Origin of the sequence: Tomitella biformata AHU 1821 (assembly GCF_000524475.1) — a bacterium.
GTDB classification, from domain to species: Bacteria; Actinomycetota; Actinomycetes; order Mycobacteriales; family Mycobacteriaceae; genus Tomitella; species Tomitella biformata.
Genome location: NZ_BAVQ01000003.1, coordinates 56,793 through 79,575 on the forward strand (window position 1 = coordinate 56,793; position 22,783 = coordinate 79,575).

A 22,783-nucleotide genomic window follows, 5' to 3' on the forward strand; every position below is an offset into this window, starting at 1 on the left:
GGCTCCGCCCTGCGATGGTGGACGGGTGACTCGCTCCACGCCCCGCCGCCTGCCGCTGCTGCTCGCCACGCTGCTCGCGCTGGCCGTCCTGTCCCCCGCCTCCGCCGCCGCCGAGCCCGAGCAGCCGGGGTTCTACTGGGGCGCCGCGCAATCAGGTTTCCAGGCCGAGGGCGGCTATCCACCCGGCTCCCGGCCTGACGCCGCGACCCCGCCGGACAGCAACTGGAGCCGCTACGCCACCGCCAACGCGGGCAACGGGAAGGTCGACCCGTATGAGCGCGCCAACGACTTCCGCAACCGCTACCACGAGGACATCGCGAATGCCCGCGCGATGGGGCTGAACACATTCCGATTCGGCGTCGAGTGGGCCCGCGTGCAGCCCGCGCCGGGCGTGTGGGACCAGGCCGAGCTCGCGTACTACGACGACGTGGTCGCCACGATCCGCGCGTCGGGCATGACGCCCATGATCACCCTGATCCACTACGTCTACCCCGGCTGGGTCGCGGATGCCGGCGGGATGTTGACCGACGCGAACATCGCGGCGTTCGGCGAGTACGCCCGCGCGATCACCGCCCGCTATGCCGGGCTGGGCGTGCTGTGGGTGGCGGTCAACGAGCCGCTGGTGTTCGTCAAGCACGAGCTGACGATCGGCGCGATCAACCCACTGGAGGCCGGCGCGCTGCTCGACGGCCTCGAGCGGGCACACCGGGCTGCGTATGGGGCGGCGCACGACGCGGACCCGGCCGCGATGGTCACCAGCAACGAGGCGTTTCTGCCGGCCGTCACGCCGGTCACCGACGCGCTGTTCTCCGACCGCGTCGCGGACACGCTCGACTACGTGGGCATCGACTACTACTACGGCGTCGCACTGGACAACCTGACAACGATCAACGCCGCCTGGGACGATTTCTGGGCGGTGCGTCCACAGCCGGAGGACATCTACCACGCCCTGCGCCACTACTCGGACCGGTTCCCCGACAAGCCGCTGTACATCGTGGAGAACGGACTGCCCACGGACGGTGACCGCGTCGAGGCTGGGGCCCAGCCGCGTGCGGACGGCGTGACCCGCGCCGACAATCTGCGGGACACCATCTTCTGGGTCCAGCGCGCGAAGGCCGACGGCATGAATGTCATCGGCTACAACTACTGGTCCATCGCCGACAACTACGAGTGGGGCAGCTACCGCCCGCGCTTCGGGCTGTACACCGTCGACGCGCTGACGGATCCCGCGCTGACCCGGGTGCCCACCGACGGCGTCGCCGCGTATCGCGAGATCACCGCGCACGGCGGGGTGCCCGACGGCTACCGCCCGGTGAGCGCGCCCGTCACGTGCTCGCTGGCATCGATCCCGCGCAGTTGCGTCGAGCCCGCCGACGCAAGCGGGCCTGTTGTCCCGTTGAACTAACTGGCTATAAGTCTTGTCAAGTGCGGGCTGGCCCAGGTGGCATCGCCGTCGCGAGTGGCGGCGGTGCCAGGGCCGGTGCTGTTCGGCCGGTGTGCCGGTTCGGGGGGGTGGGTGCCCAGCGCCCACGCTGACATATGCGACCTCACCCGAGATTGGCGGGTCATCTGGCGACGTTCGGGCTGCTATGAGGGCGAGGGGCCGGGTCGGCGCTAGTCGTCGCCAGCACGGGATCCTTCTCGAGAGGGGTGTCGAGGAGTACGCGCAACGCGCCGATCCACACCAGCGCCGCCCCGAACAGGTGCAGGCTCACGAGCACCGCGGGCAGGTCGGTGAGGCTCTGCACGATGCCGATCACGCCCTGCAGGCCGAGCACTCCGAGGAAGACGAGGACCCGCAACCGCGCGGTGGTGTCCGACTTGCGCAGCGAGAGCAGCAGCGCGACGGTCAGCGCGAGCACCATCGCGACGAGGAGCCCGTGGAACCACGTGATCGCGGTCCAATTAAGGGGGATGCGGTGCACCGGATCCGGGTCGCCCGAGTGCGGGCCGCTGCCAGTGACCAGTGTGCCCACGGCGAGCGCGAGGCCCGTGGAGACCAGGACGCCGATGCCCAGCACGCGGGAGGTGGGGCCGACGGGTTCCGGCTTGCCGAAGTCGGCGACCCGCACGCGGTGCCACGTCAGCACCGTGGTGGTCAACAGCGCGGTGGCGGCGAGGAAGTGCCCGGCCACGATGTAGGGGTTCAGGCCCGTCCACACGGTGACGCCGCCGATGACGGCGTTGAGGACGACCATCCAGAACTGCGACCACGCGAGTCGGGTGATGGTGCGATCTTGGGGCTTCTGCAGCCGCGCGGCGATGATCGCCCAACCCACCGCGGCGCTGAGCGCCCAGGTCAGCATCCGGTTGCCGAACTCGATGATGCCGTGGATGCCCATCTCGGCCGTCGTGGTGATGGACTCGTCCGTGCACATCGGCCACTCCGGGCAGCCGAGGCCCGAGCCGGTCACGCGCACCACGCCGCCGCCGACTATGAGCACCACGGCCATCACCATCGCGGCGGTGGTCGCCCAGCGCAACCCCCGCCGGCTTACGGTATAGCGCTCGGCCAGCCAATCAAACGGCGTCGACATATAACAGACACACCCTCTCGCACGGAAAACCCGTCCAAGTCTAGCGAGTGCAGATAGCCGCTCAATTCTCCCGGGCGGCAAAGTGGCGCACGACGCACTCCTGCGCGACGCTCGCCACCAGCTGCCCGTCGCCGCGGATAAACCGGCCTGTCGCCAGTCCACGGGTGCCAGCCGCGACCGGCGACTCCGTGGAGTACAGCAGCCAGTCGTCGAACTGCAGCGGCCGATGCAGCCACATCGAGTGGTTGATCGTGGCCACCACGACGCGGTCGAGCCCCCAGGAGAGGCCGTGGGACGTCAGGATCGAGTCCAGCAGCGTGGTGTCGGACGTGTACGCCAGCAGTGCCGCCTGGACGTTGGGGTCCGCGGGCACGACGCCGTCGGGCCGCATCCAGACGCGGTTGTGGCCCAGCTGCTCGCCCGTCGCCTTCTGGATCCACGCCGGGTCGTTGGCATAGCGGAACTCGATGGGACGGATGGCGTCGACGAACCAGCCCAGATTCGACTCGTAGCCGGCCAGGACCTCCGTCAAGCCCGGCAGAGTCTCGGGCGCTGGCATGCTCGCCACCGCCGAGAGCTCCGGCTGGTGCTCCAAGCCAGGCTTGTCGCTGGTGTAAGAGAGCAGGATGGAGCACAGCAGCTCGCCGCCCTGGCTCACCTCGACGAGCCGGTTGGAGATCGACGCGCCGTCGCGCAGCCGGGTCACCCGGTAGTCGATGTCCGCGTCGATCTCGCCGCCCCGGATGAAGTGCCCGTTGACGGCGTGCAGGCGCAGCGGCTCCACAGGCTTTCCGCGGTCCGCGGACTTGGCGGCCGCGACAGCATCGACCGTGCGCCCGCCGGCGATGATGGCCTGGGCCATCAGCAGCCCGCCGAAGGTGCGGGCCGCGGTCTGCCGAGGCTGCGTTCCCCGGTACTCGTCTGCCCCCGTCTCCTCGAGGTCCAGGACGCCGAGGAGCATGCTGAGATCGCCGAGTACGGCGGGTGCGGCAGCCTCAGCGCGGTGCTTCCCCACTCAGCGGTCCTCGACGCCAATACGGTGCACGTGCACCAGGTTCGTCGAGCCCACCGTGTGCGGCGGGGAGCCGGCGACGATCACGACGACGTCGCCGCGCTCGTAGCGGCCGATCTCGAGGACGGCCTTGTCCACCTGGTGCATCATCTCGTCCGTCGAGGCGACCTTGTCCACCAGGAACGCCTCGGTGCCCCACGTCAGCGTCAGCTGGTTGCACACGGACTGCAGCGGGGTGAACGCCAGGATCGGCAGGCGGGTGTGCAGGCGGGAGATGCGGCGCACGGTGTCGCCAGACTGGGTGAACGCCGCGATCGCGGCGGCGTCGAGACGCTCGCCGATCTCGCGGGCGGCGTCGGTGATCACGCCGCGACGGGTGCGCGGACGGTGGGTCAGCGGCGGCACGTCGACGGAGTCCGCCTCCACCGCGTCGATGATCTTGCCCATCGCCTGCACGGCCACGACCGGGTACGCGCCGACCGAGGTCTCGCCGGAGAGCATGACGGCGTCCGCGCCGTCGAGCACGGCGTTGGCGACATCTGAGGCCTCGGCACGCGTCGGGCGGGCGTTCTCCATCATCGAGTCCAGCATCTGCGTGGCGACGATGACGGGCTTGGCGTTCTCGCGGGCGACCTGAATCGCGCGCTTCTGCACCAGCGGCACATCCTCCATCGGCAGCTCCACGCCGAGGTCGCCGCGGGCGACCATGACGGCGTCGAAGGCCAGCACGATGGCCTCAAGGTTCTCGATGGCCTCCGGCTTCTCCAGCTTCGCGATCACGGGGACCCGGCGGCCCACGCGGTCCATGACCTCGTGCACCAGCTCGATGTCCGACGGCGCCCGCACGAACGAGAGCGCGATGAAGTCCACGCCCATGTTCAGCGCGAACTCGCAGTCCGCGATGTCCTTCTCGCTCATCGCGGGGACCGAGACGTTCATGCCGGGCAGGGAGACGCCCTTGTTGTTGCTGACCGGGCCGCCCTCGACGACCCGGCACACGACGTCGTTGCCGTCGACCTCGACGACCACGAGGCCGACCTTGCCGTCGTCCACCAGGAGTCGGTCGCCGGGGACGGCGTCCTGGGCCAGGCCCTTATAGGTGGTGGAGACGCGATCGTGGGTGCCGTCGACCTCGTCGACGGTGATGCGCACAATCTCGCCGGTGGCCCACACGGTCTCGTTGTCGATGAAGCGGCCGAGGCGGATCTTCGGCCCCTGCAGGTCCGCCAGCACGCCCACCGGGCGGTCGAGTACGGCCGAGGCGGCCCGCACGCGGTCGTAGGCGACCTTGTGGTCGGCGTGATCGCCGTGGCTGAAGTTCAGCCGGGCAACATTCATGCCGGCCTGGACCAGTTCGTTGATTCGCTCGTCGGTGGCCACTGCAGGGCCAAGGGTGCAGACAATCTTCGCGCGTCGGTTCACCTGTCCCAGCCTAGTCAATCGCGGCTGTGAGAATCGCCTCGGATACCTGAGCCGCACCAGAATTCGCTAAAATTCATGCGATGTTCACTGGGTTAGGCGGGTGTCAGCGGCCAGCCAGGCAGGTTCCGGACCACTGTGAAAACGATCGCTACCACCAGGATCGAGTACCCCACCTTGGGCGCCACGCGCAGCGGCCGGCCCTGCCAGCGCGCCTTGGTCGCGATCCACAACAGCACGACCACCACGGGGATCATCGACAGGAGGAAGGCGTTACTGTGCGCGGCGCCCACGAAGTCGCCGTGCAGCAGGTCGTGCGTCATGCGCAGGCCTCCGCAGCCGGGGCAGTCCAGGCCCGTCAGCAACTTTGTAGGGCATTTGGGCATGAGAACACCCGGGTCATGGGGATTGGCGACTGCCAGATACCCAAGCCCGAGTGCGACAAGCGAGCCCGCCACCGCCCACGTCCAGACCAGCCCGACGCGGGCGGCGTGCAGGGCGTCAGGGGCGGAGCTTGCGACCGTTCGCATCCCGCACGTTCCCGGTCAGCATCATGATCGCGTCGATCAGGGCCCAGATGCCCAGCCCACCGCAGGTGAACAGCTGCGCGATCGCGATGCCCGTGTGGCCGGTGTACCAGCGGCCGGCGCCGAAACCACCAGCGAACAGCTGCAGCAGGCCCGCGACCAGCTGCTGCTTGTCCGAGAACGGCTCGCCCGTGATCGGGTCCCGGCCGTAGGGCGCCGAGGGGTCGATGTTGGGGTTGTACAGCTGCCCCGGCGCGTACTGCGGCTGGCCATACCCGGGCTGGCCATACGGCTGACCATACGGCTGCTGCGGCTGCCCATAGGCCTGCGGTCCGGGCTGCCCGTACTGCTGCTGCTGTTGCCCATACTGGGGCTGGCCGTAACCAGGCTGGCCGTAGTCGGGCTGGCCCTGGCCGTAGCCGTAGCCGTAGCCAGACTGACCGGTGGACCCAGCGGGCTGCCCGGGGGCGCTAGCCGGCCAGGGCGGCACATCGCCAGTCCCCTTGGACAAGTTCACCGGATCGATGTTGTCGGCGGCCGACTCGATGGGCGCGCCCGCAACCGGGTTCTGGATCGGCGTCTCGCCATACGTCGAGCCGGACGCGGTGGCATCCGACTCGTAGGTGGGCGCGCTCCCCCAACCCGGGCCGCTGCCCGCACCAGCCTGAGTGGTCCAGCCCGGGCCAGCCGAGTCCTTGTGGACGGGCCTGTCCCCCTCGGCGCCATCGGCGATGGGCGCGTCGTAGCTGGGCACCGCTGGCGCCGGCTGATCTGCCGGCTTCTTGGTTCCCTCGGAGTCGGTCATTACGAAGATCCTTCCAGAACTGACGGCCTCAAAACTAGAAGACGCCGATTGACCCGGTCACTTGTCTTGGGTTGATGATTCCCCGCTGTCCGCAGGCTCGCTCTCACCGGAGACCGGTGTGGCGAGTGCCGCGCGGGTCTGTCGCGACTTCAGATCGTCGGGGTCCTCGCGGCCCTTGGTCGCCAGCACGATGTAGGCCACTGCGGCGAGGAACACCACGGCGGAGGTGATCGTGTTGACCCGCAGTCCGAGGATGAGCGACGCGTGGTCGCTGCGCAGCAACTCGATCCAGAACCGGCCCAGGCAATAGCCCGCGACATACAGCGCGAACAGCCGGCCGTGCCCGAGGCGGTATCGCTTGTCCACCTGCACCAGCAGCACAACGATCAGCAGGTTCCAGATGACCTCGTATAGGAAAGTCGGCTGGACCGTCGTGAGGACGACCCCGTTGGAGACGCCCTCCATCTGATCCAGCGCGCCGGCGCCGTTGACCCGCTGGTAGATCTCCAGCCCCCACGGCATGGTCGTGGCGCTGCCGTAGAGCTCCTGGTTGAAGTAGTTGCCGAGCCGGCCGATACCCTGCGCCAGCACGATGCCCGGTGCGATGGCATCGCCGAACGCGGGCAGCGGGATCCCGCGCCGACGGCAGCCGATCCACGCGCCGACGGCACCGAGCGCCACCGCGCCCCAGATGCCGAGGCCGCCCTCCCAGATCTTGAGCGCGTTCAGCGGATCCTTGCCCGCGCCGAAGTACATGGGCCAGTCCGTGATCACGTGGTAGAGCCGACCGCCGATGAGGCCGAACGGCACCGCCCAGATGGCGAGGTCGAAGACCGTGCCCTTCTCGCCGCCGCGGGCCACCCAGCGCTTGTCGCCCCACACGATCGCGACGATGATGCCGATGATGATGAACAGGGCGTACGCGCGGATGGCCAGCGGCCCCACGAACCACACGCCCTGCGGCGGGCTGGGGATCGCGGCCAGGATCGCAGTGTTCACGCCCGGACCCCTGCCCGGACGCCGTCCGCCAGCTCGCGGGTCAGCTTCTCCACCGCGGGCAGGCCCTCGCCGACCGCGCTGACAAGCGCCGAGCCGACGATCACGGCATCGGCATAGCCGGCGATCTCCGCCGCCTGCGCGCCGCTGCGCACACCGAGACCCACGCCGACCGGAATGTCGGAGTGCGCCTTAACCCGCGCGACCAGTTCCGGCGCGGACGAGGACACGGTCGTGCGGGCGCCGGTAACGCCCATCGTGGACGCCGCGTAGACGAACCCGCTCGAGGCCTCGACCGTCATGGCCAGCCGCTCCGCAGTGGACGAGGGGGCGACCAGGAAGATGCGGTCCAGCCCGTGCTCGGTCGACGCGGCGATCCACTCGCCCGCCTCGTCCGGGATCAGGTCCGGGGTGACGACGCCGAGGCCACCGGCGCTGGCGAGGTCCCGCGCGAACGCGTCGACGCCGTAACGGTGCACCAGGTTCCAGTAGCACATGATCACGGGATTGCCGCCCGCGGCGGAGATCGCCTCGACCACGCGCATCGTGTCGCGCACCCGGAAGCCGGCCTGCAGCGCGGTGTTCGCGGCGGCCTGGATCGTCGCGCCGTCCATCACGGGGTCGGAGTACGGGATGCCGACCTCGATGATGTCGGTGCCGCCGTCGATCAGCGCCTTGAAGGCGTCGATGGAGCCGTCGACCGTCGGGTAGCCGGCCGGCAGGTAGCTGACCAGCGCCGCCCGCTCCTCGGCCGAGCAGCGCTCGAAAACCGGTGCCAGCCGGGACTTCTGGGTGCTCACTTGTCAGCTTCCTTCTCTGTGTTCTCGGCGTCCAGCAGACCGAACCAGGCGGCAGCGGTGTCCACGTCCTTGTCGCCGCGTCCGGAGATGTTCACCAGGATCGTCGCGTCGGGGCCAAGCTCTCGGCCCAGCTTCAACGCGCCGGCCACCGCGTGGGCGGACTCGATCGCCGGGATGATGCCCTCGGTCTGCGAGAGCAGCTTAAACGCGTCCATCGCCTCGGTGTCGGTGATGGGGCGGTATTCCGCGCGGCCGATGTCGTGCAGATAGGAGTGCTCGGGGCCGACGCCCGGGTAGTCCAGGCCCGCGGAGATCGAGTGCGATTCGATGGTCTGGCCGTCCTCGTCCTGCAGCAGGTAGGACATCGCGCCGTGCAGCGCGCCGGGGAAGCCGCCGGTGATCGTCGCGGCGTGCCGGCCGGTCTCGACGCCGTCGCCGCCCGCCTCCATGCCGAGCAGGCGGACCTTCTCGTCGTCGAGGAAAGCGTGGAAGATGCCGATGGCGTTGGAGCCGCCGCCGACGCAGGCCACGATGGCGGTGGGCAGCTTGCCGGTCATCTCGAGCACCTGGGCGCGGGCCTCGAGGCCGATGATGCGCTGGAAGTCCCGGACCATCGTCGGGAACGGGTGCGGACCTGCGGCGGTGCCGAAGCAGTAATACGTGTCGTCGGCGTGCGCCACCCAGTCACGCAGCGCCTCGTTGATGGCGTCCTTGAGGGTGCGCGAGCCGGTCAACGCCGGGATGACCGTCGCTCCGAGCAGACGCATCCGGGCCACGTTCAGTGCCTGGCGCTTGGTGTCGACCTCGCCCATGTAGACGACGCACTCCAGGCCGAGCAGCGCGCACGCGGTGGCCGTGGCGACGCCGTGCTGGCCGGCGCCGGTCTCCGCGATCACGCGGGTCTTGCCCATCCGCTGCGCGAGCAGCGCCTGGCCCAGCACGTTGTTGATCTTGTGCGAGCCGGTGTGGTTCAGGTCCTCACGTTTGAGCAGGATCCGCGCCCCGCCGGCGTGCTCGGAGATGCGCCGAGCGTCGTAGACCGGGGACGGGCGGCCGGTGTAATGGCGCTGCAGCCGGTCGAGTTCCCCCAAGAAGTCGGCGTCGCCGCGCGCCTTGTCGTAGGCGGCGGTGACCTCCTCGATCACGGCCATCAGGGCCTCGGGCACGTACCGGCCGCCGTAGGCGCCGAAGTGGCCGCCGTCGTCCGGTTCGTGACCGCTGCGCTCGACCAAACCGGCGCTCATCTGCGGAAGGGAGTTGAGATCCTCGTTACTAGAAGTCACCCGGCCAGTCTGCCCTAGAGCCGACCATCGTCGCAGAACGGGGTCAACCGGAAAATAGGACCGACCCCGCGTATTGCTTAGCGGCCGGGCTTGGGGCAGGACGGGTGCACGCCGGCCGCCACCAGGTCCGAGACCATGATGCGCGGATCGCCCGCGGTGACCAGGCCCTCACCGACCAGGACCGCGTCGGCCCCCGCACCGGCATAGGCCATCAGGTCAGCCGGGCCGCGCACGCCGGACTCCGCGATCTTCACGACATTGCTGGGCAGGCCGGGCGCGATGCGGGCGAAGTTGCCGCGGTCGACCTCGAGGGTCTTCAGATCGCGCGCGTTGACGCCGATCACGGTGGCGCCGGCCTGCAGCGCGCGGTCCGCCTCTTCCTCGGTGTGGACCTCGACGAGCGCAGTCATGCCGAGCGACTCGGTGCGGTCCAGCAGCGACTCGAGGGTGTTCTGCTCCAGTGCCGCGACGATCAGCAGGATGACGTCCGCGCCATGCGCCCGCGCCTCGTGGATCTGGTACGGCCCCACGATGAAGTCCTTGCGCAGCACCGGGATTGTCACGGCCTTGCGCACGGCGTCCAGGTCCGCAAGGGAGCCGTGGAAACGCCGCTCCTCGGTGAGCACGCTGATCATGTGCGCGCCGCCCGCCTGGTAGGCGGCGGCGAGAACGGCCGGATCCGCGATCTCGGCGAGCGGCCCGCGCGACGGGCTCGCACGCTTGACCTCGGCGATCACCGCGATGCCGTCGCCCAGCAGCAGGGACTTCGCGTCGAGCGGGTCAGCGACCAGCTCGGCCGCGGCCTTGACCGCTGCCAGATCCAGGACGGCTTCGCGAGCCGCAACATCGAGGCGAACCCCGTCGATGATCGAATCGAGGACACTCATCGTGGTCGCTTCCCTTCCTTGCATCACACTCGCGGTGGCGTTGGCCACCGCATATTGGGCTCAGACTAGCTATCGGATTCGTCACCGCGAGTTTCGGGGTGAGCCCACGAAACCTCGTCGTCCTCGGTAGGATCTGCGCCGGCGTCCAGCGCGTCCCAAATCTGGCGCTGCTCAAGCCCCTCGCCATCGCTGTTCGCAACCGATTCCGCGGCCGCCTCCTTGCGGGCAGCCGGGGTCTCATACGACGAGGACAGGCCCTGCCGGCCGGATCCGCCGGTGATCAGCGGGACCGACGCGATGATCGCGAGCAGGCCCGCCACGATGGTCACCAGCACGGGCATCGACAAGAGCACCGCCCCCGTGACCTCCGTGCCGGCCGAGAGCTCCGCGATACTGTGGATCTGCGCGGGATCCGGGTCCCCGAAGAGCCCCGCCACGCCCTGCGCCGCCACCCCGATCCCCGCCAGCGCCAGCAGCACGCCCACCACGCGCACCCACCAGCCGCGCACCGCGAACATCGCCGCGATCCCCGCGATAAGCAGCAGCGCGAGCGGCGTCGACGCCGGCGACCAGTCAGCCCCGTTCAGTGCAGCCTCCACCGGCGGACGAAGCCCGTCCACCGAGGTGTACTCGACCCACGTCAAGCGGCTCGACGCCCACAGCAGCGCAGCCGCCGCCACCAGCAGCATCGTGCTGACCATCAAACCCCGGCGGGACTTCATGCCGTCGGCTCCGGACCGGGCTGCGCAGACTCGGACTCGAGCCGCACCGGCACCAGCGTCTCCGCCGCCGCGATCGCCCGCAGCACGGCCGCCGCCTTATTGCGGGTCTCCAGCTCCTCGTACTCCGGGTCGGAGTCTGCGACCACGCCCGCGCCAGCCTGCACATACGCCGTGCCGTCCTTCATCAGCGCCGTGCGGATCGCGATCGCCGTGTCCGCGTCGCCCGCGAAGTCCAAGTAGCCCACGATGCCGCCGTAGATCCCGCGGCGGGTCGTCTCCAACTCCTCGATCAACGCCAATGCCCGCGGCTTCGGCGCCCCGGAGAGCGTGCCGGCCGGGAAGCAGGCTGTGACCGCGTCGAGCGCCGTCCGCCCCTCCGCCAGCTGGCCGGACACCGTCGAGACGAGGTGCATCACGTGGCTGTAGCGCTCCACATGCCGGTAGTCGCCGACCTTGACCGTGCCGGGCGTGCACACCTTGCCGAGGTCGTTGCGGCCCAGGTCCACCAGCATCAGGTGCTCGGCGTTCTCCTTCTCGTCGTTGGTGAGGTCCTTCGCCAGGAGGATGTCCTCCTCCTCCGTGGCCCCGCGCCAGCGCGTGCCCGCGATCGGGTGCGTCGTGGCGACACCGTCAGCGACCGTCACCAGCGCCTCGGGGCTCGAGCCGACGATCGAGAACGCGGCCTCCCCCGCCGGTCCCGGCACATTGACCAGGTACATGTACGGGCTGGGGTTCGACGCGCGCAGCATCCGGTAGACGTCCAGCGGCGCGGCAGTCGTATCCATCTCGAAGCGCTGCGAGAGCACCACCTGGAACGCCTCGCCGTCCTCAATGTCCGTGATCAACTTGCGCACGCCCGCGAAGAACTCCGCAGCCGTGCGTTGGCGGCGGTACACCGGCTCCGGCTTGGAGTACGACGACACCGTGGACGGCGCCGGGGCGGCCAAGGCCTGTGTCATGGCGTCGAGCCTTTTCAGGGCGTCGTCGTAGGCCTCGTCGACCCGCTCATCGGTGCCGTCCCAGTTGACGGCGTTCGCGATCAGCGTGATCGAGCCCTCGTGGTGGTCCACCGCCGCCAGGTCCGTCGCGAGCAGCATCACCATCTCCGGCAACTCGAGGTCGTCGACCGTGTCGTTCGGCAGCTGCTCGAGCCTGCGCACCAGGTCGTAGCCCAGATAGCCGACGAGTCCGCCGGTCAGCGGGGGCATCCCGTCGATGTGCTCGCTCTCCAGCAACCGCAGAGTCTCGCGCAGCGCCGCGATGGGGTCCCCGCCCGCAGGCGCGCCCGCGGGCACATTGCCCAACCAGGCGGCCTCGCCGTCCACCACCGTCAACGCCGCCGGGCTGCCCGCGCCGATGAACGACCATCGCGACCACGATCGCCCGTTCTCCGCAGACTCCAGCAGGAAGGTGCCGGGGCGGTCCTGGGCCAGCTTCTGGTACGCCGATAACGGCGTCTCCGCGTCCGCCAGCACCTTGCGGGTGACCGGGACGACGCGGTGCTCCAGGGCGAGCGCGCGGAAAAGCTCTCGAGAAGTGGTCTGGTCTTGCATGGCCCCATCTTCCCAGGCGGTTATCTTCTTGCCCCGGGCAGGTAGCGTCGGGGTATGAGAACCGGTGACCTGGCGCCCGATTTCGAGTTGCCGGACCAAGATGGCCAAGCCCGACGCCTCAGCAGGATGCTGGCCGACGGACCGGTGGTGCTGTTCTTCTATCCGGGCGCGGACACCCCCGTTTGCACCGCCGAGGCCTGCCATTTCCGCGATCTCGCGGCCGATTTCGCGGCGGCCGGCGCCCAGCGCGTCGGCATCAGCATGGACTCCGTCGCGGCCCAGGCCCGCTTCGCCGCTAAGCGGTCCTTCGACTATCCCCTGCTCTCCGACGCGGACGGCGCCGTGGCTGCGCAGTTTGGCGTCAAGCGTGGACTGCTCGGCAAGATCGCGCCCGTCAAGCGCACCACATTCGTCATCGACACGGACCGCGTGGTCATGGACGTGATCAGCAGCGAGCTGCGCGCCCACGAGCACGCCGATCGGGCGCTGAAGGCACTGAGCCGGCGTTGAGCGATCTTCAGCTGTACCTGTCCACCAAGGCGGGCAGCGACCTGACCATCGACGGCTTGGAGCTGCAGGTCTGGTCGTTGACCAAGAGCGTCATCACCGCAGCCGAGGCCCAGCAGGTCGCCGCGAGCGAGTCCGAAGAAGAGTCCATCGTGGTCACCACTCTTTACCTCGAGCCGGAAGGCATCGTCCGCATCAGCCGGTTCGCCCACGAGCATTGTGTCCTCGTCGACTTCGAGGTCTTCGGCCCCGACTGGGAGGCCACCATCGCCGCGATGCGCGGCATTCAGGACAGCTGGGAGGACGAGGACGTCCATCTCATCGTCGGCGAGGCATACCCCGACACCAAGGTGCTGGTCACCTCGAACAGCTTGATCGCCAGCGGGCGCCTCTACGCGCCATATCTGCCGGAGCCGCCTCGTCCGGTGCCGGTACTCGCGAAGCTCTCGCGCCGGGACCACCCAAACCAGATGGAGCTCCCCCTGTTCGTTTAGCGGTAGGCGGTTGGCGCTCTAGGCCAGCGGGACGCCGCCGACGCCCCAGGACTCGCGGGGCACCTCGGTGATCGTCACCCACACCGAGGACGCCGCCTTGCCCGTAGCCTCCGCGTAGGCCTTGGTGACGGCCGCGATGGTCGCCGCCTTCTGCTCGTCTGTGATTCCCGGGGTCTGGCTAATCTGGATTAGTGGCATCTGCTGATTGTGCGCGAAGCCCTCCGCCGTGTGCCGGCGGGAGTGGCAGGATGGCAACCGAAGCCCCCACTGGGGTTTCCCCTCCGCTCGGATGGAGTGTCATGGCCGCCTTGCAGACAGTCGCAGTCCTCGAAGGGCTTCCTGCCATCCGCGGCTGGCAAGAAGCCCTGTACTGCGATCTTCACGAGCACCCCGAGCTCTCGCACCAAGAGGCTGAGACCTCCCGCAAGGTCGCCGAGAGGCTGCGCCATTCCGGATTCGAGGTGCACGATGGCATCGGGGGAACCGGCGTGGTCGGGGTGCTGCGCAACGGCTCCGGCCCCACAGTGTTGCTACGCGCGGACATGGATGCGCTGCCCGTGCGGGAATCAACCGGGCTCTCCTATTCGAGTGCGGTCCAGGCGATCGACGCCGACGGCGCCGAGGTTCCCGTGATGCACGCGTGCGGCCACGATGTGCACGTCGCGGCACTGCTCGGCGCGGCTGACCTGCTCGCTGCCGGGGCCGGGCACTGGCAAGGCACGTTGGTCGCTCTATTCCAGCCTGCTGAGGAGACCGCCGACGGGGCACGATCCATGGTTGACGACGGTCTCCAAGATCTGCTCCCGCCGGTCGACGTCGCGCTGGCCCAGCATGTGCTGGCGATGCCGGCGGGCCACATCGGCACCCGGTCCGGACCGGTGCTGTCCGCTGCCGACAGTGTGCGGGTGATCGTGTACGGCCGCGGCGCGCACGGGTCGATGCCGCAGGCGAGTGTGGACCCCGTGGTGCTCGCCGCGATGATTGTCATCCGGCTGCAGGCCATCGTCTCCCGGGAGGTGGCGCCCGGCGAGTCCGCGGTCCTCACCGTCGGCAGTATCGCCGCCGGGTCGAAGAGCAATGTGATCCCCGACCGCGCTGTGCTGCAAATGAACCTGCGCACCTACAGCGAGCAAACCCGTGCCACCATGATCAGCGCGATCCGTCGGATAGTGGCGGCTGAATGCCAGGCCTCCGGCTCGCCACGCGATCCCGAATTCGAGTTCTTCGACCGATTCCCGCTTACCGACAACGACGACGCCACCACCACCCGCGTCCACGAGGCCTTCACCACGCATTTCGGCGACCGCTGCCAGGAACTGCCACAACAATCCGCCAGCGAGGACTTCAGCGATATTCCCGCGGCGCTCGGTGTGCCGTACACCTACTGGGGTCTGGGCGGTGTCGATCCCGCGACTTATCAGGATGCTGTCGCGCGTGGCCGGGTCGACCAGGACATCCCGGTGAACCACTCCCCCAATTTCGCCCCGGTGTTGCAGCCGACGCTCGACGCCGGCACCGAGGCACTCGTCGTGGCCGCCCTCGCCTGGCTCGCCTGACAGCCCCGACGCAGGTGGGTTATCCACATCTGGTCCGCAATCCACAGCCCAGGCCCCCAGGCCCATTTCTGGCCCGAGAACGAGGCGGCGGGATGACATCCTCGCCTCATGGATGAGAACAACCCGCCATTCCTGGGCACCGATGCGATCGCCCGCGGGCTGGTGACCCGTCGACAACTACGGGCCGACTATCAGCAGGTCCTGCCCAACGTCTATTCGTCCTGCTCACTGCCGTTGGACCCCGTGCACCGGGCCCAGGCCGCCTGTGTGTGGGCCAGGGGTCGCGCCGTCCTCGCCGGCCGATCCGCCGCCGCGGTGTGGGGCGTGCAGGGCATCGCGGCCGATGCGCCCGCCGCCATCGCCACCCCTGAGCATCTGCGTCCGCCGGAGGGGGTCGAGGTTTACCGCGCCACGCTCGCGGACGACGAGCGCACCCGCTGGCTCTCGCTCCAGCTGACCACCCCGGCCCGGACGGCCTACGACCTGGGCAGACACCTTCCCTTCGCCGACGCGTTGGCCCACATCGAGCAGCTCTACCACCGCACCGGCCTCTCTGCCGATGACGTCTGGCGACTCGTCAACCGATATCCCCGCGCGCGCGGGATCAACAACCTGCGCAACGTGGTGTTCTTCTCCCGCCAGGGAGTCACGACACCGTTCCAGAGCCGCACCCGCGCCCAGATGATGAACGGACGATTGCCCCCGGCCGAAACCATGCTGGAGGTCCGCAACGAGCGCGGCTACCGCGTGGGGGTCGCCCACATCGGCTGGCGAAGGGAGCAGGTGGCAGTCCAGTGCTTCGACGACAGCTCCCAGCGGGAGTTCGACAACCTGAACACCCTGGTCGAGAGGGGATGGCGGGTCTTCGCTGTGAGTGCGGGGCAGCCAGTCGACCACCGCCCGAACCCATTCTTCCTCCTCAACCACCGGATCGAGAGCGCCTTGCTACTCCGCCAAAGCCAGTTGGGGTGAGACCACGGAGCAGCGGTATTGCACTGTATTTTCCCTACGTTGCGCGGGCGATAATCGCCCGTTTCTGCCCAATTCCGGTCGCTGCCAGCGCCGCGGTGCCCGCCCGCCGAGGGTACGCAGGCCCAATTTTGCGTATGCCCAGGTCGCGTTCATTCCGCAAGCACGGAGATTCTGACGACCGGGCGAATACAGTCGAGATACGGCGCGTCGCCGCTCATATTCCCCCGGTGGTCGATTTTCGTCGTCGCCGAGGACCCCTCAGCACATGCGTTTCCCCAGGTCATGCGCACCCAACACACGACAGCGTGCAATCCACCACCACGAACGGGCGATCCGCCGTCGAATTCGCAGGAACCCACGACGAGTCGACTCGATATCTGCCCGCGCAACGTAGGGCGCTGACAAGCAACCCTGCCCCGCCCGCCCAGTCTCACCGCGTGCACCGAGCCACCCGCTGACTGGCCCACCGACTCTAGTCGGCCAGTTGGATGCCAATCACTCTCCAGGAGGAGCTAACATTGACATCGTGATGACCAGTCAGGCCCCAGTCGGCCGCTCCCGGAACGGCTATCTGGTCGTGGTCTGATCCGCGCTCCTCCTCGCGTCTGAGCGAAATCAACCTCACCCGCACAGACCAGGGAGACTAATGACAGCGCGTTTCAACCACACCATCATCGCCTCAACAGATCCGACCGAGATGGCCGTCTACTATCGCGACCTGCTCGAAGCCGACGAGGCCCCATCGTGGGGTCCGTTCGTCAACATCCAGATCGCAGACGGCGTCCTGCTGCAGTTCGCCACTCCACCGACGGAGTTCTCACCGCAGCACTACGCTTACTTGCTCGACGACGCACACTTCGACCGCGCCCACGCCAAGATCACCGACAATAGCCAGGCGCATTGGGCCGATCCCCAACGTTCCCGGGCTGGCGAGATCAACTGCGGGCACGGCGGCCGTGGCGTCTATCTGCTCGACCCCTCGGGTCACTTTCTCGAGTTGATCACCCGCCCCTATCTGTGATCCCGGGGTGGCCTGGGATCACAGGCCGCCTTGTGATCCCAGGCCGCCGAGAAACGGACGCGCCTAGTCCACTGGTGGCAGCAGCACGTCCGCGTCGAAGCAGGTGTGCGCGCCGGTGTGGCAGGCCGCGCCCTCCTGGTCGACGGTCAGCAATACCGTGTCGCCATCGCAGTCCAGACGGACCGAGTGCACGTACTGCGTGTGCCCGGACGTCTCTCCCTTGACCCACCGCCCCTGACGCGAGCGTGAGAAGTACGTGGCGCGGCGGGTCACGAGGGTCTCGGCCAGCGCGGCGTCGTCCATCCAGGCGACCATCAGCACATCGCCTGTGGTCCGCTCCTGCGCGACGGCGCTGAACAGGCCCGCCTCGTTTCGCTTGAGCCGTGCCGCGATGGCGGGGTCCAAGGCTAAGGGGGCCGAGGCTGAGGCGGAATCCGTGCGGGAGTCGCTCATCGGACCGTGATCCCCTCGGCGGCCATGCTGGCCTTGACCTGCGCGATGCTGAGCTCGCCGAAGTGGAAGACGCTCGCGGCAAGGACCGCGTCGGCCCCGGCCTTGATCGCGGGGGCGAAGTCCTCGGCCTTTCCGGCCCCGCCACTGGCGATGATGGGGATGTTCACCGCGGCGCGCACGGCCGCGATGATCTTCAGGTCGAAGCCCTCTTTGGTGCCGTCGGCGTCCATCGAGTTGAGCAGGATCTCCCCCACTCCGAGCTCAGCGCCGCGGATGGCCCACTCGACGGCGTCGATGCCGGTGCCCTTCGTACCCCCGTGGGTGGTGACCTCCCAGCCGGACGGGGTGGGCTCTGTCCCCTCGGGGACGGTCCGCGCGTCGACGGACAGGACGATGCACTGGGAGCCGAAGCGCTGGCTGAGCTCGGAGAGCAACTCCGGCCGGGCAATAGCGGAGGTGTTGACGCTGACCTTGTCAGCCCCGGCGCGCAGGAGCTGGTCGACATCCTCGACGGAGCGGACGCCGCCGCCGACGGTGAGCGGGATGAAGATCTGCTCCGCGGTGCGGCGCACGACATCGAGCATGGTGCCGCGCCCGGACTTCGACGCGCTGACATCGAGGAACGTCAGCTCGTCGGCGCCCTGCTTGTTATAGGCGGCGGCTAGCTCGACGGGATCGCCGGCGTCCCGCAAGTTCGCGAACTTGACGCCCTTGACCACTCGGCCATCGTCCACGTCCAGGCAGGGAATCACACGTACCGCAAGCGTCATGTCAGCTCCGTTTCAGGTTCTTCTGCTATTTCCGGAAGGTAGTCCTCGGGATCGCCCAGGTCGAGGAACACCTCAAGCATCTCCTCGTGCACGCCAGGAGCGCCGACGACCACCGACGGCGAGCGGATGTCCCACTCGTTTCCAGCGAGGTCGGAGACGACGCCGCCAGCAGCCCGCACGAGCGCGACCCCGGCCGCGTTGTCCCAGGGGTGATCCCCGAAGCCGACGGCCGCACCGAGAATTCCGGCGGCCGTGAAGGCCAGGTCGGCCCCGGTGCTGCCGTGCATCCGCAGGCGGCTGACCCGGCTGCTGAGCTGCCCCAGGGCCTCGATTCGATATCTGCCGGGATAACGGCCGCGGCCCTCGAGGTTGAGCGCGCCGAGTCCGATCACGGAGTCGGACAGGGGCGCGCGGGACAGCGGCGGCAGCGGCTCGCCGTTGGCGAAGACCGGGCCGTCGATCGCGGCGGCGAACCGCTGGCCGACCAGCGGCAGCCAGGTCATCCCCAGGATGGGGACGCCGTCGTGGATCAGGGACAGCAGGACCCCGGCGATGGGCAGGCCAGAGGAGTAGTTGAAGGTGCCGTCCACCGGATCGAGCACCCAGACGGTGCCCGAGTCCAGCATCGGCCCACCGAACTCCTCGCCGTGCACCGGTATCCCTGTCCGCTCCAATAAGCCTCGGCCCAGACGGCGCTCGATCTCCAGATCGACCGCCGTCGCGAAGTCCTGCGGCCCCTTCATCACGTGGCCTGGCGCGCCGACGTTGTCACGGAAGTACGCGCTGACACCGTCGAGCAGCCCGGTCGCGATCGACAGCAGCCGCTGCGGGTCCTCCGGCAGGCCCGAGGGGATGTGCGCGCGCTGGTCTCGGGCCACGACGATGTGCGGAACTAGTTGGAAACCGCGGCGAGAGCCTCGGGCAGGGTGAAGCGTCCGGCGTACAGGGCCTTGCCGACGATCGAGCCCTCGACGCCGATAGGCGTGAGCTTGGCGATGTCGATGAGGTCCTGCAGCGTGGACACACCGCCGGAGGCGATGACGGGGGCCTTGGTGACGGCGCAGACCTGCTCGAGCAACCCGAGGTTGGGGCCCTGCAGAGTGCCGTCCTGCTTGACGTCGGTGACGACGTAGCGAGAACAGCCCTCGCGGTCGAGGCGATCGAGCACCTCCCAGAGGTCACCGCCGTCGCTGACCCAGCCGCGGCCGCGCAGGCGATAGTCGCCGTCGATCATCTTGACGTCCAGGCCCACCGCGATACGGTCGCCATACTTGGCGATGGCGCGGGCGCACCAGTCTGGGTCCTCGATGGCGGCGGTGCCGAGGTTGACTCGCGCGCAGCCGGTGGCCAGCGCGGCGACGAGGGAATCCTCATCGCGGATGCCGCCGGACAGCTCGACCTTCACGTCCAGCTCGCCGACGACCTGCTTGAGGAGCTCCCGGTTCTCCCCACGCCCGAACGCGGCGTCGAGGTCGACCAGATGCACCCACTCGGCACCGTCGGTTTGCCACTGGAGGGCGGCATCTCGAGGAGAGCCGTAGCTGGTCTCGCTACCGGCCTCTCCCTGGACAAGGCGGACGGCTTGACCGTCGGCGACATCTACTGCTGGCAGCAAAACAAGGCTCACGTGCGCCAACACTAGTGGCTGGCTACTCGCGCTCGGACTGCGGGTCGGAAAGGTAGCGCTTGGTCAGCCACTTCGACACGAAGGCCATGGCGCCGATGGCTAGCGCGACGCCCACGAGCACGATCCCCAGCGCCACCCAGCCGTCGGGCTTGACCAGCACTATCACGAGCGCGGCCAGCGCCAGCATCGACGCGAATGCGGCCGCCGCGCTGAGGGCCAGGCGCACGAAGTACCCCACGAATCCCCGGTCGACGGGCCGCCGAGTCACAGGCTCGAAACCCAATTCTCCAGCAGCTGCGCGCCAGCGTCGCCGGATTTCTCGGGGTGGAACTGCGTCGCGGTCAGGGGGCCATTCTCAATGGCGGAGATGAACCGTCCGCCATGGTCGGTCCAGGTCAGCTCCGGGGCCTTGAGCACATCGGACTCCCCCAGTTCCCAGCGTTGCACCGCGTAGGAGTGGACGAAGTAGAAGCGGGTGTCCGCGTCCAGGCCGGCGAACAGTCTGGTGTCCGCCGGCGCCTCGACGGTGTTCCACCCCATGTGCGGGAGGATCTTCGCCTGCAAACGCTCGACGGTGCCGGGCCATTCGCCGCAGCCCTCGGTCTCCACACCGAACTCGACGCCACGGTCGAACAGGACCTGCATGCCGACGCAGATGCCGAACACCGGACGCCCGCCCGCGAGCCGCTTGCCGATGATCCGCTCGCCGCGGATGCCGCGCAGGCCGGCCATGCAAGCCTCGTACGCGCCCACGCCGGGGACCAACAGCCCGTCCGCGGACAGTGCCACCGCGGGGTCGGCGGTGACGGTGACCGCAGCCCCGACGCGCTCGACTGCGCGCTGCGCCGAATGCAGGTTGCCGGATCCATAGTCCAGGATCGCGACTGTCTTTCGGCTCATCTTCGCCCTTCTAGGTGTGTGGCTGTCTAGACCAGTTGCAGGATGCCGCCGACGGCGGCCAGCAGCCCGAGCGCGCCGAGGATGCCGGAGACGAGCTTATTGGACTTGTATGTGGTGAACGCGCCGCCGAGGAGGAAGCCGCCGACGATGAACAGCCCATAGATCCAGAACTCGTCCATTATAGTGCGCCCTTCGTTGACGGGATGCCGCTGACACGGGGGTCGGGCTCGACGGCCTCGCGCAGCGCGCGGGCGACGGCCTTGTACTCGGCCTCGGTGATGTGGTGCGGGTCTCGACCGTGGATGGTGCGCACGTGCAGCGCGATGCGGGCGTTGAAGGCCAGCGTCTCGAAGACGTGCTTGTTGATCACGGTGTAGTACGGCACGCCGGGGTAGCCGCCGATCACCGAGTGCAGCATGTGGTCCGGCTCGCCGGTGTGCACGCAGTACGGGCGCCCGGAGACGTCGACGGCGGCGTGCACCAGGGTCTCGTCCATGGGGATGAACGAGTCGCCGAAGCGGCGGATGCCCCGCTTGTCCCCCAGCGCCTGGCCGAACGCCTGGCCCAGCACAATGGCGGTGTCCTCGACGGTGTGGTGCGCGTCGATCTCGACATCGCCCTTGGCGTGGACGGTCAGGTCGAAGCTGCCGTGCACGCCGAAGGCGGTCAGCATGTGGTCGAAGAACGGCACGCCCGTGGCGATGTCCACGATGCCGGTCCCGTCGAGGTTCACCTCGACGACAATGCTCGACTCGCTGGTGACGCGCTCGATCCGCGCGATGCGCTGGGTCATGACTGCTCTCCTGTGTGATCTAGCTCGGTCGCGGCGATCTCGTCGCTGGCCGCGATGAACGCGTCGTTCTCGGCGGCGAGGCCGATGGTGGCGCGCAGGTGGCCGTCGATCCCGACGTCCCGGATCAGCACCCCGCGGTCGAGGTAAGCCTGCCAGGCGCGGGGCGCGTCGACGAACCCGCCGAACAGCACGAAATTAGCATCCGACGGGATCACGTGGAAGCCGCTGTCGGCCAAGGCCTTCGACACTCGCACCCGCTCGGCTGCGAGTGCGTGGACGCTGGCGAGGGTCTCGTCCGCGTGGCGCAGTGCGGCGCACGCGGCGGCCTGCGTGATGACGGAGAGGTGGTACGGCAGACGCACCAGCAGCAAGGCCTCGATGAACGCCGGGGCCGCGGCGAGGTAGCCGAGCCGCCCGCCCGCGAACGCGAACGCCTTGCTCATGGTGCGGGTGACGACGATCTTGGCCGGGTACTCGTCGATCAGCGTGACCGCGCTGGGCGCCTCGGAGAACTCGGCGTACGCCTCGTCGACGATGACGATGCCCGGGGCGGCGTCGAGGATCCGGCGCAGCTCGGCGATTCGGACGCTGTGCCCGGTGGGGTTATTCGGGCTGGTCACGAAAACCACGTCGGGGCGGTGCTCCCGAACGGCCGCCACAGCGGCGTCGGCATCCAGCGCGAAATCGGCGCCCCGGAGGACCGGCAACCACCGCGTGTCGGTGCCGTCGGTGATGATCGGGTGCATCGAGTAGGAGGGCACGAAGCCCATCGCGCTGCGCCCCGGCCCGGCGAACGCCTGCAGCAGCTGCTGCAGGATCTCGTTGGAGCCGTTGGCCGCCCACACGTTCTCGGTCGTCACGGCGACACCGGTCTGCCCGGTCAGGTACGCGGCGAGGTCCGTGCGCAGGGCGATGGCGTCGCGGTCCGGGTAGCGGTGCAGCTCGCGGGCCGCCGCGCGGACGGACTCGGCGACGTCGTCGATGAGCGCCTGCGTCGGCGGGTGCGGGTTCTCATTGGTGTTCAGCTGGACGGGCACCTGCAATTGCGGTGCCCCATAGGCCGATTGGCCGCGCAGGTTCTCGCGGATGGGCAGCTGCGCCAGCGTGGTGGCGGCGCCGGGAACTGGTCCCTGGGCTTTGTCGGTCACT

27 protein-coding genes are annotated in these 22,783 nt (G+C 68.8%); 6 read left to right on the plus strand and 21 right to left on the minus strand.

The features are described 5' to 3' along the window. Positions 1-49: 49 nt before the first annotated feature. Positions 50-1,405 (plus strand): family 1 glycosylhydrolase, encoded by a 1,356-nt coding sequence (locus TBIF_RS01205; protein ID WP_207164912.1) that lies wholly within the window; start codon positions 50-52, stop codon positions 1,403-1,405. Between the two features lie 160 nt (positions 1,406-1,565). Here the strand turns inward: TBIF_RS01205 and TBIF_RS01210 are convergent, their stop codons facing one another. The 11 genes from TBIF_RS01210 to TBIF_RS01260 form a co-directional block, all read right to left on the minus strand. Beyond that, positions 1,566-2,537 carry a COX15/CtaA family protein gene (locus TBIF_RS01210; RefSeq protein WP_024793059.1) on the minus strand — a complete coding sequence of 324 codons (972 nt, stop codon included), beginning with the start codon at positions 2,535-2,537 and terminating at the stop codon, positions 1,566-1,568. 61 nt (positions 2,538-2,598) lie between these two features. Next, complete coding sequence (locus tag TBIF_RS01215) at positions 2,599-3,498, minus strand: acyl-CoA thioesterase (RefSeq protein ID WP_038169448.1); 900 nt, start codon at positions 3,496-3,498, stop codon at positions 2,599-2,601. 54 nt (positions 3,499-3,552) lie between these two features. Continuing rightward, positions 3,553-4,971, minus strand: a complete 1,419-nt coding sequence (gene pyk, locus TBIF_RS01220) for a pyruvate kinase (RefSeq protein WP_024793061.1) — start codon at positions 4,969-4,971, stop codon at positions 3,553-3,555. Between the two features lie 92 nt (positions 4,972-5,063). Further along, positions 5,064-5,291 carry a DUF2752 domain-containing protein gene (locus TBIF_RS26660; RefSeq protein ID WP_372435104.1) on the minus strand — a complete coding sequence of 76 codons (228 nt, stop codon included), beginning with the start codon at positions 5,289-5,291 and terminating at the stop codon, positions 5,064-5,066. 178 nt (positions 5,292-5,469) lie between these two features. After that, positions 5,470-6,300, minus strand: a complete 831-nt coding sequence (locus tag TBIF_RS22590) for a TM2 domain-containing protein (RefSeq protein ID WP_024793063.1) — start codon at positions 6,298-6,300, stop codon at positions 5,470-5,472. 57 nt (positions 6,301-6,357) lie between these two features. After that, positions 6,358-7,299, minus strand: a complete 942-nt coding sequence (gene lgt / locus TBIF_RS01235; RefSeq protein WP_024793064.1) for a prolipoprotein diacylglyceryl transferase — start codon at positions 7,297-7,299, stop codon at positions 6,358-6,360. Continuing rightward, positions 7,296-8,096: a tryptophan synthase subunit alpha gene (gene trpA, locus TBIF_RS01240; RefSeq protein WP_024793065.1), complete on the minus strand. Its 801-nt coding sequence runs from the start codon at positions 8,094-8,096 to the stop codon at positions 7,296-7,298. The genes lgt and trpA overlap by 4 nt, the downstream gene beginning before the upstream one ends. After that, entirely contained in the window at positions 8,093-9,340 is a 1,248-nt protein-coding gene (gene trpB / locus TBIF_RS01245; RefSeq protein WP_051461297.1) for a tryptophan synthase subunit beta, read from the minus strand. Before trpB ends, trpA begins: the two co-directional genes overlap by 4 nt. 116 nt (positions 9,341-9,456) lie before the next feature. Beyond that, the gene (trpC, locus tag TBIF_RS01250; protein ID WP_024793067.1) at positions 9,457-10,266 is read right to left on the minus strand and encodes an indole-3-glycerol phosphate synthase TrpC; all 810 of its coding nucleotides are present in this window, start codon (positions 10,264-10,266) and stop codon (positions 9,457-9,459) included. 65 nt (positions 10,267-10,331) lie between these two features. Further along, positions 10,332-10,988 (minus strand): TIGR02234 family membrane protein, encoded by a 657-nt coding sequence (locus TBIF_RS01255; RefSeq protein WP_084611476.1) that lies wholly within the window; start codon positions 10,986-10,988, stop codon positions 10,332-10,334. Continuing rightward, positions 10,985-12,541 carry an anthranilate synthase component I gene (locus TBIF_RS01260; RefSeq protein WP_084611477.1) on the minus strand — a complete coding sequence of 519 codons (1,557 nt, stop codon included), beginning with the start codon at positions 12,539-12,541 and terminating at the stop codon, positions 10,985-10,987. The genes TBIF_RS01255 and TBIF_RS01260 overlap by 4 nt, the downstream gene beginning before the upstream one ends. Before the next feature lie 54 nt (positions 12,542-12,595). On the opposite strand from TBIF_RS01260, the gene TBIF_RS01265 reads away from it, so the two are divergent. Together TBIF_RS01265 and TBIF_RS01270 are read left to right on the plus strand one after the other, a co-directional pair. Beyond that, positions 12,596-13,051, plus strand: coding sequence for a peroxiredoxin (locus TBIF_RS01265; protein ID WP_024793070.1), 456 nt, complete (start codon positions 12,596-12,598; stop codon positions 13,049-13,051). Then, positions 13,048-13,542, plus strand: coding sequence for a hypothetical protein (locus tag TBIF_RS01270; protein ID WP_024793071.1), 495 nt, complete (start codon positions 13,048-13,050; stop codon positions 13,540-13,542). Before TBIF_RS01265 ends, TBIF_RS01270 begins: the two co-directional genes overlap by 4 nt. An 18-nt stretch (positions 13,543-13,560) precedes the next feature. On the opposite strand, the gene TBIF_RS01275 is transcribed toward TBIF_RS01270, so the two are convergent. Further along, a complete protein-coding gene (locus tag TBIF_RS01275) occupies positions 13,561-13,740 on the minus strand; it encodes a tautomerase family protein (RefSeq protein WP_024793072.1) in 180 nt (59 codons plus the stop codon). A 101-nt stretch (positions 13,741-13,841) separates the two neighbouring features. Here TBIF_RS01275 and TBIF_RS01280 point away from each other — a divergent pair, with 101 nt between their 5' ends. The 3 genes from TBIF_RS01280 to TBIF_RS01290 all read left to right on the plus strand — a co-directional run bounded on the left by TBIF_RS01280 (position 13,842) and on the right by TBIF_RS01290 (position 17,091). After that, positions 13,842-15,098 carry an amidohydrolase gene (locus TBIF_RS01280; protein ID WP_024793073.1) on the plus strand — a complete coding sequence of 419 codons (1,257 nt, stop codon included), beginning with the start codon at positions 13,842-13,844 and terminating at the stop codon, positions 15,096-15,098. Between the two features lie 108 nt (positions 15,099-15,206). Then, entirely contained in the window at positions 15,207-16,070 is an 864-nt protein-coding gene (locus tag TBIF_RS22595; protein ID WP_024793074.1) for a hypothetical protein, read from the plus strand. 646 nt (positions 16,071-16,716) lie between these two features. Continuing rightward, a complete protein-coding gene (locus TBIF_RS01290; protein ID WP_024793075.1) occupies positions 16,717-17,091 on the plus strand; it encodes a VOC family protein in 375 nt (124 codons plus the stop codon). 63 nt (positions 17,092-17,154) lie between these two features. On the opposite strand, the gene hisI is transcribed toward TBIF_RS01290, so the two are convergent. The 9 genes from hisI to TBIF_RS01335 are packed head-to-tail and all read right to left on the minus strand — an operon-like array spanning position 17,155 to position 22,782. After that, the gene (gene hisI / locus TBIF_RS01295; protein WP_051461298.1) at positions 17,155-17,544 is read right to left on the minus strand and encodes a phosphoribosyl-AMP cyclohydrolase; all 390 of its coding nucleotides are present in this window, start codon (positions 17,542-17,544) and stop codon (positions 17,155-17,157) included. Then, positions 17,541-18,314 (minus strand): imidazole glycerol phosphate synthase subunit HisF, encoded by a 774-nt coding sequence (hisF, locus tag TBIF_RS01300; protein ID WP_024793077.1) that lies wholly within the window; start codon positions 18,312-18,314, stop codon positions 17,541-17,543. The genes hisI and hisF overlap by 4 nt, the downstream gene beginning before the upstream one ends. Further along, positions 18,311-19,192, minus strand: a complete 882-nt coding sequence (locus TBIF_RS01305; RefSeq protein ID WP_235174424.1) for an inositol monophosphatase family protein — start codon at positions 19,190-19,192, stop codon at positions 18,311-18,313. The genes hisF and TBIF_RS01305 overlap by 4 nt, the downstream gene beginning before the upstream one ends. Positions 19,193-19,206: 14 nt before the next feature. Continuing rightward, complete coding sequence (gene priA / locus TBIF_RS01310; protein ID WP_024793079.1) at positions 19,207-19,941, minus strand: bifunctional 1-(5-phosphoribosyl)-5-((5-phosphoribosylamino)methylideneamino)imidazole-4-carboxamide isomerase/phosphoribosylanthranilate isomerase PriA; 735 nt, start codon at positions 19,939-19,941, stop codon at positions 19,207-19,209. 22 nt (positions 19,942-19,963) lie between these two features. Then, a complete protein-coding gene (locus TBIF_RS26070; RefSeq protein ID WP_024793080.1) occupies positions 19,964-20,209 on the minus strand; it encodes a hypothetical protein in 246 nt (81 codons plus the stop codon). Continuing rightward, positions 20,206-20,841 (minus strand): imidazole glycerol phosphate synthase subunit HisH, encoded by a 636-nt coding sequence (hisH, locus tag TBIF_RS01320; protein ID WP_024793081.1) that lies wholly within the window; start codon positions 20,839-20,841, stop codon positions 20,206-20,208. The genes TBIF_RS26070 and hisH overlap by 4 nt, the downstream gene beginning before the upstream one ends. A 26-nt stretch (positions 20,842-20,867) precedes the next feature. Then, positions 20,868-21,020 (minus strand): CG2302 family histidine operon protein, encoded by a 153-nt coding sequence (locus tag TBIF_RS25880; RefSeq protein ID WP_024793082.1) that lies wholly within the window; start codon positions 21,018-21,020, stop codon positions 20,868-20,870. Beyond that, positions 21,020-21,634: an imidazoleglycerol-phosphate dehydratase HisB gene (gene hisB, locus TBIF_RS01330; protein ID WP_024793083.1), complete on the minus strand. Its 615-nt coding sequence runs from the start codon at positions 21,632-21,634 to the stop codon at positions 21,020-21,022. Before hisB ends, TBIF_RS25880 begins: the two co-directional genes overlap by 1 nt. Then, complete coding sequence (locus TBIF_RS01335; protein ID WP_024793084.1) at positions 21,631-22,782, minus strand: histidinol-phosphate transaminase; 1,152 nt, start codon at positions 22,780-22,782, stop codon at positions 21,631-21,633. The genes hisB and TBIF_RS01335 overlap by 4 nt, the downstream gene beginning before the upstream one ends. Between the last annotated feature and the right edge of the window lies 1 nt (position 22,783).

Bases quoted from the DNA above. Each gene is read 5' to 3' on its own strand.
- TBIF_RS01210 (WP_024793059.1), bottom strand. From the start codon at position 2,537: ATGTCGACGCCGTTTGATTGGCTGGCCGAGCGCTATACCGTAAGCCGG.
- TBIF_RS01215 (WP_038169448.1), bottom strand. From the start codon at position 3,498: ATGCTCCTCGGCGTCCTGGACCTCGAGGAGACGGGGGCAGACGAGTAC.
- TBIF_RS26660 (WP_372435104.1), bottom strand. From the start codon at position 5,291: ATGACGCACGACCTGCTGCACGGCGACTTCGTGGGCGCCGCGCACAGT.
- TBIF_RS22590 (WP_024793063.1), bottom strand. From the start codon at position 6,300: ATGACCGACTCCGAGGGAACCAAGAAGCCGGCAGATCAGCCGGCGCCA.
- trpB (WP_051461297.1), bottom strand. From the start codon at position 9,340: ATGAGCGCCGGTTTGGTCGAGCGCAGCGGTCACGAACCGGACGACGGC.
- trpC (WP_024793067.1), bottom strand. From the start codon at position 10,266: ATGAGTGTCCTCGATTCGATCATCGACGGGGTTCGCCTCGATGTTGCG.
- TBIF_RS01255 (WP_084611476.1), bottom strand. From the start codon at position 10,988: ATGAAGTCCCGCCGGGGTTTGATGGTCAGCACGATGCTGCTGGTGGCG.
- TBIF_RS01260 (WP_084611477.1), bottom strand. From the start codon at position 12,541: ATGCAAGACCAGACCACTTCTCGAGAGCTTTTCCGCGCGCTCGCCCTG.
- TBIF_RS01265 (WP_024793070.1), top strand. From the start codon at position 12,596: ATGAGAACCGGTGACCTGGCGCCCGATTTCGAGTTGCCGGACCAAGAT.
- TBIF_RS01275 (WP_024793072.1), bottom strand. From the start codon at position 13,740: ATGCCACTAATCCAGATTAGCCAGACCCCGGGAATCACAGACGAGCAG.
- TBIF_RS01280 (WP_024793073.1), top strand. From the start codon at position 13,842: ATGGCCGCCTTGCAGACAGTCGCAGTCCTCGAAGGGCTTCCTGCCATC.
- TBIF_RS22595 (WP_024793074.1), top strand. From the start codon at position 15,207: ATGGATGAGAACAACCCGCCATTCCTGGGCACCGATGCGATCGCCCGC.
- TBIF_RS01290 (WP_024793075.1), top strand. From the start codon at position 16,717: ATGACAGCGCGTTTCAACCACACCATCATCGCCTCAACAGATCCGACC.
- hisI (WP_051461298.1), bottom strand. From the start codon at position 17,544: ATGAGCGACTCCCGCACGGATTCCGCCTCAGCCTCGGCCCCCTTAGCC.
- hisF (WP_024793077.1), bottom strand. From the start codon at position 18,314: ATGACGCTTGCGGTACGTGTGATTCCCTGCCTGGACGTGGACGATGGC.
- hisH (WP_024793081.1), bottom strand. From the start codon at position 20,841: ATGAGCCGAAAGACAGTCGCGATCCTGGACTATGGATCCGGCAACCTG.
- TBIF_RS25880 (WP_024793082.1), bottom strand. From the start codon at position 21,020: ATGGACGAGTTCTGGATCTATGGGCTGTTCATCGTCGGCGGCTTCCTC.
- hisB (WP_024793083.1), bottom strand. From the start codon at position 21,634: ATGACCCAGCGCATCGCGCGGATCGAGCGCGTCACCAGCGAGTCGAGC.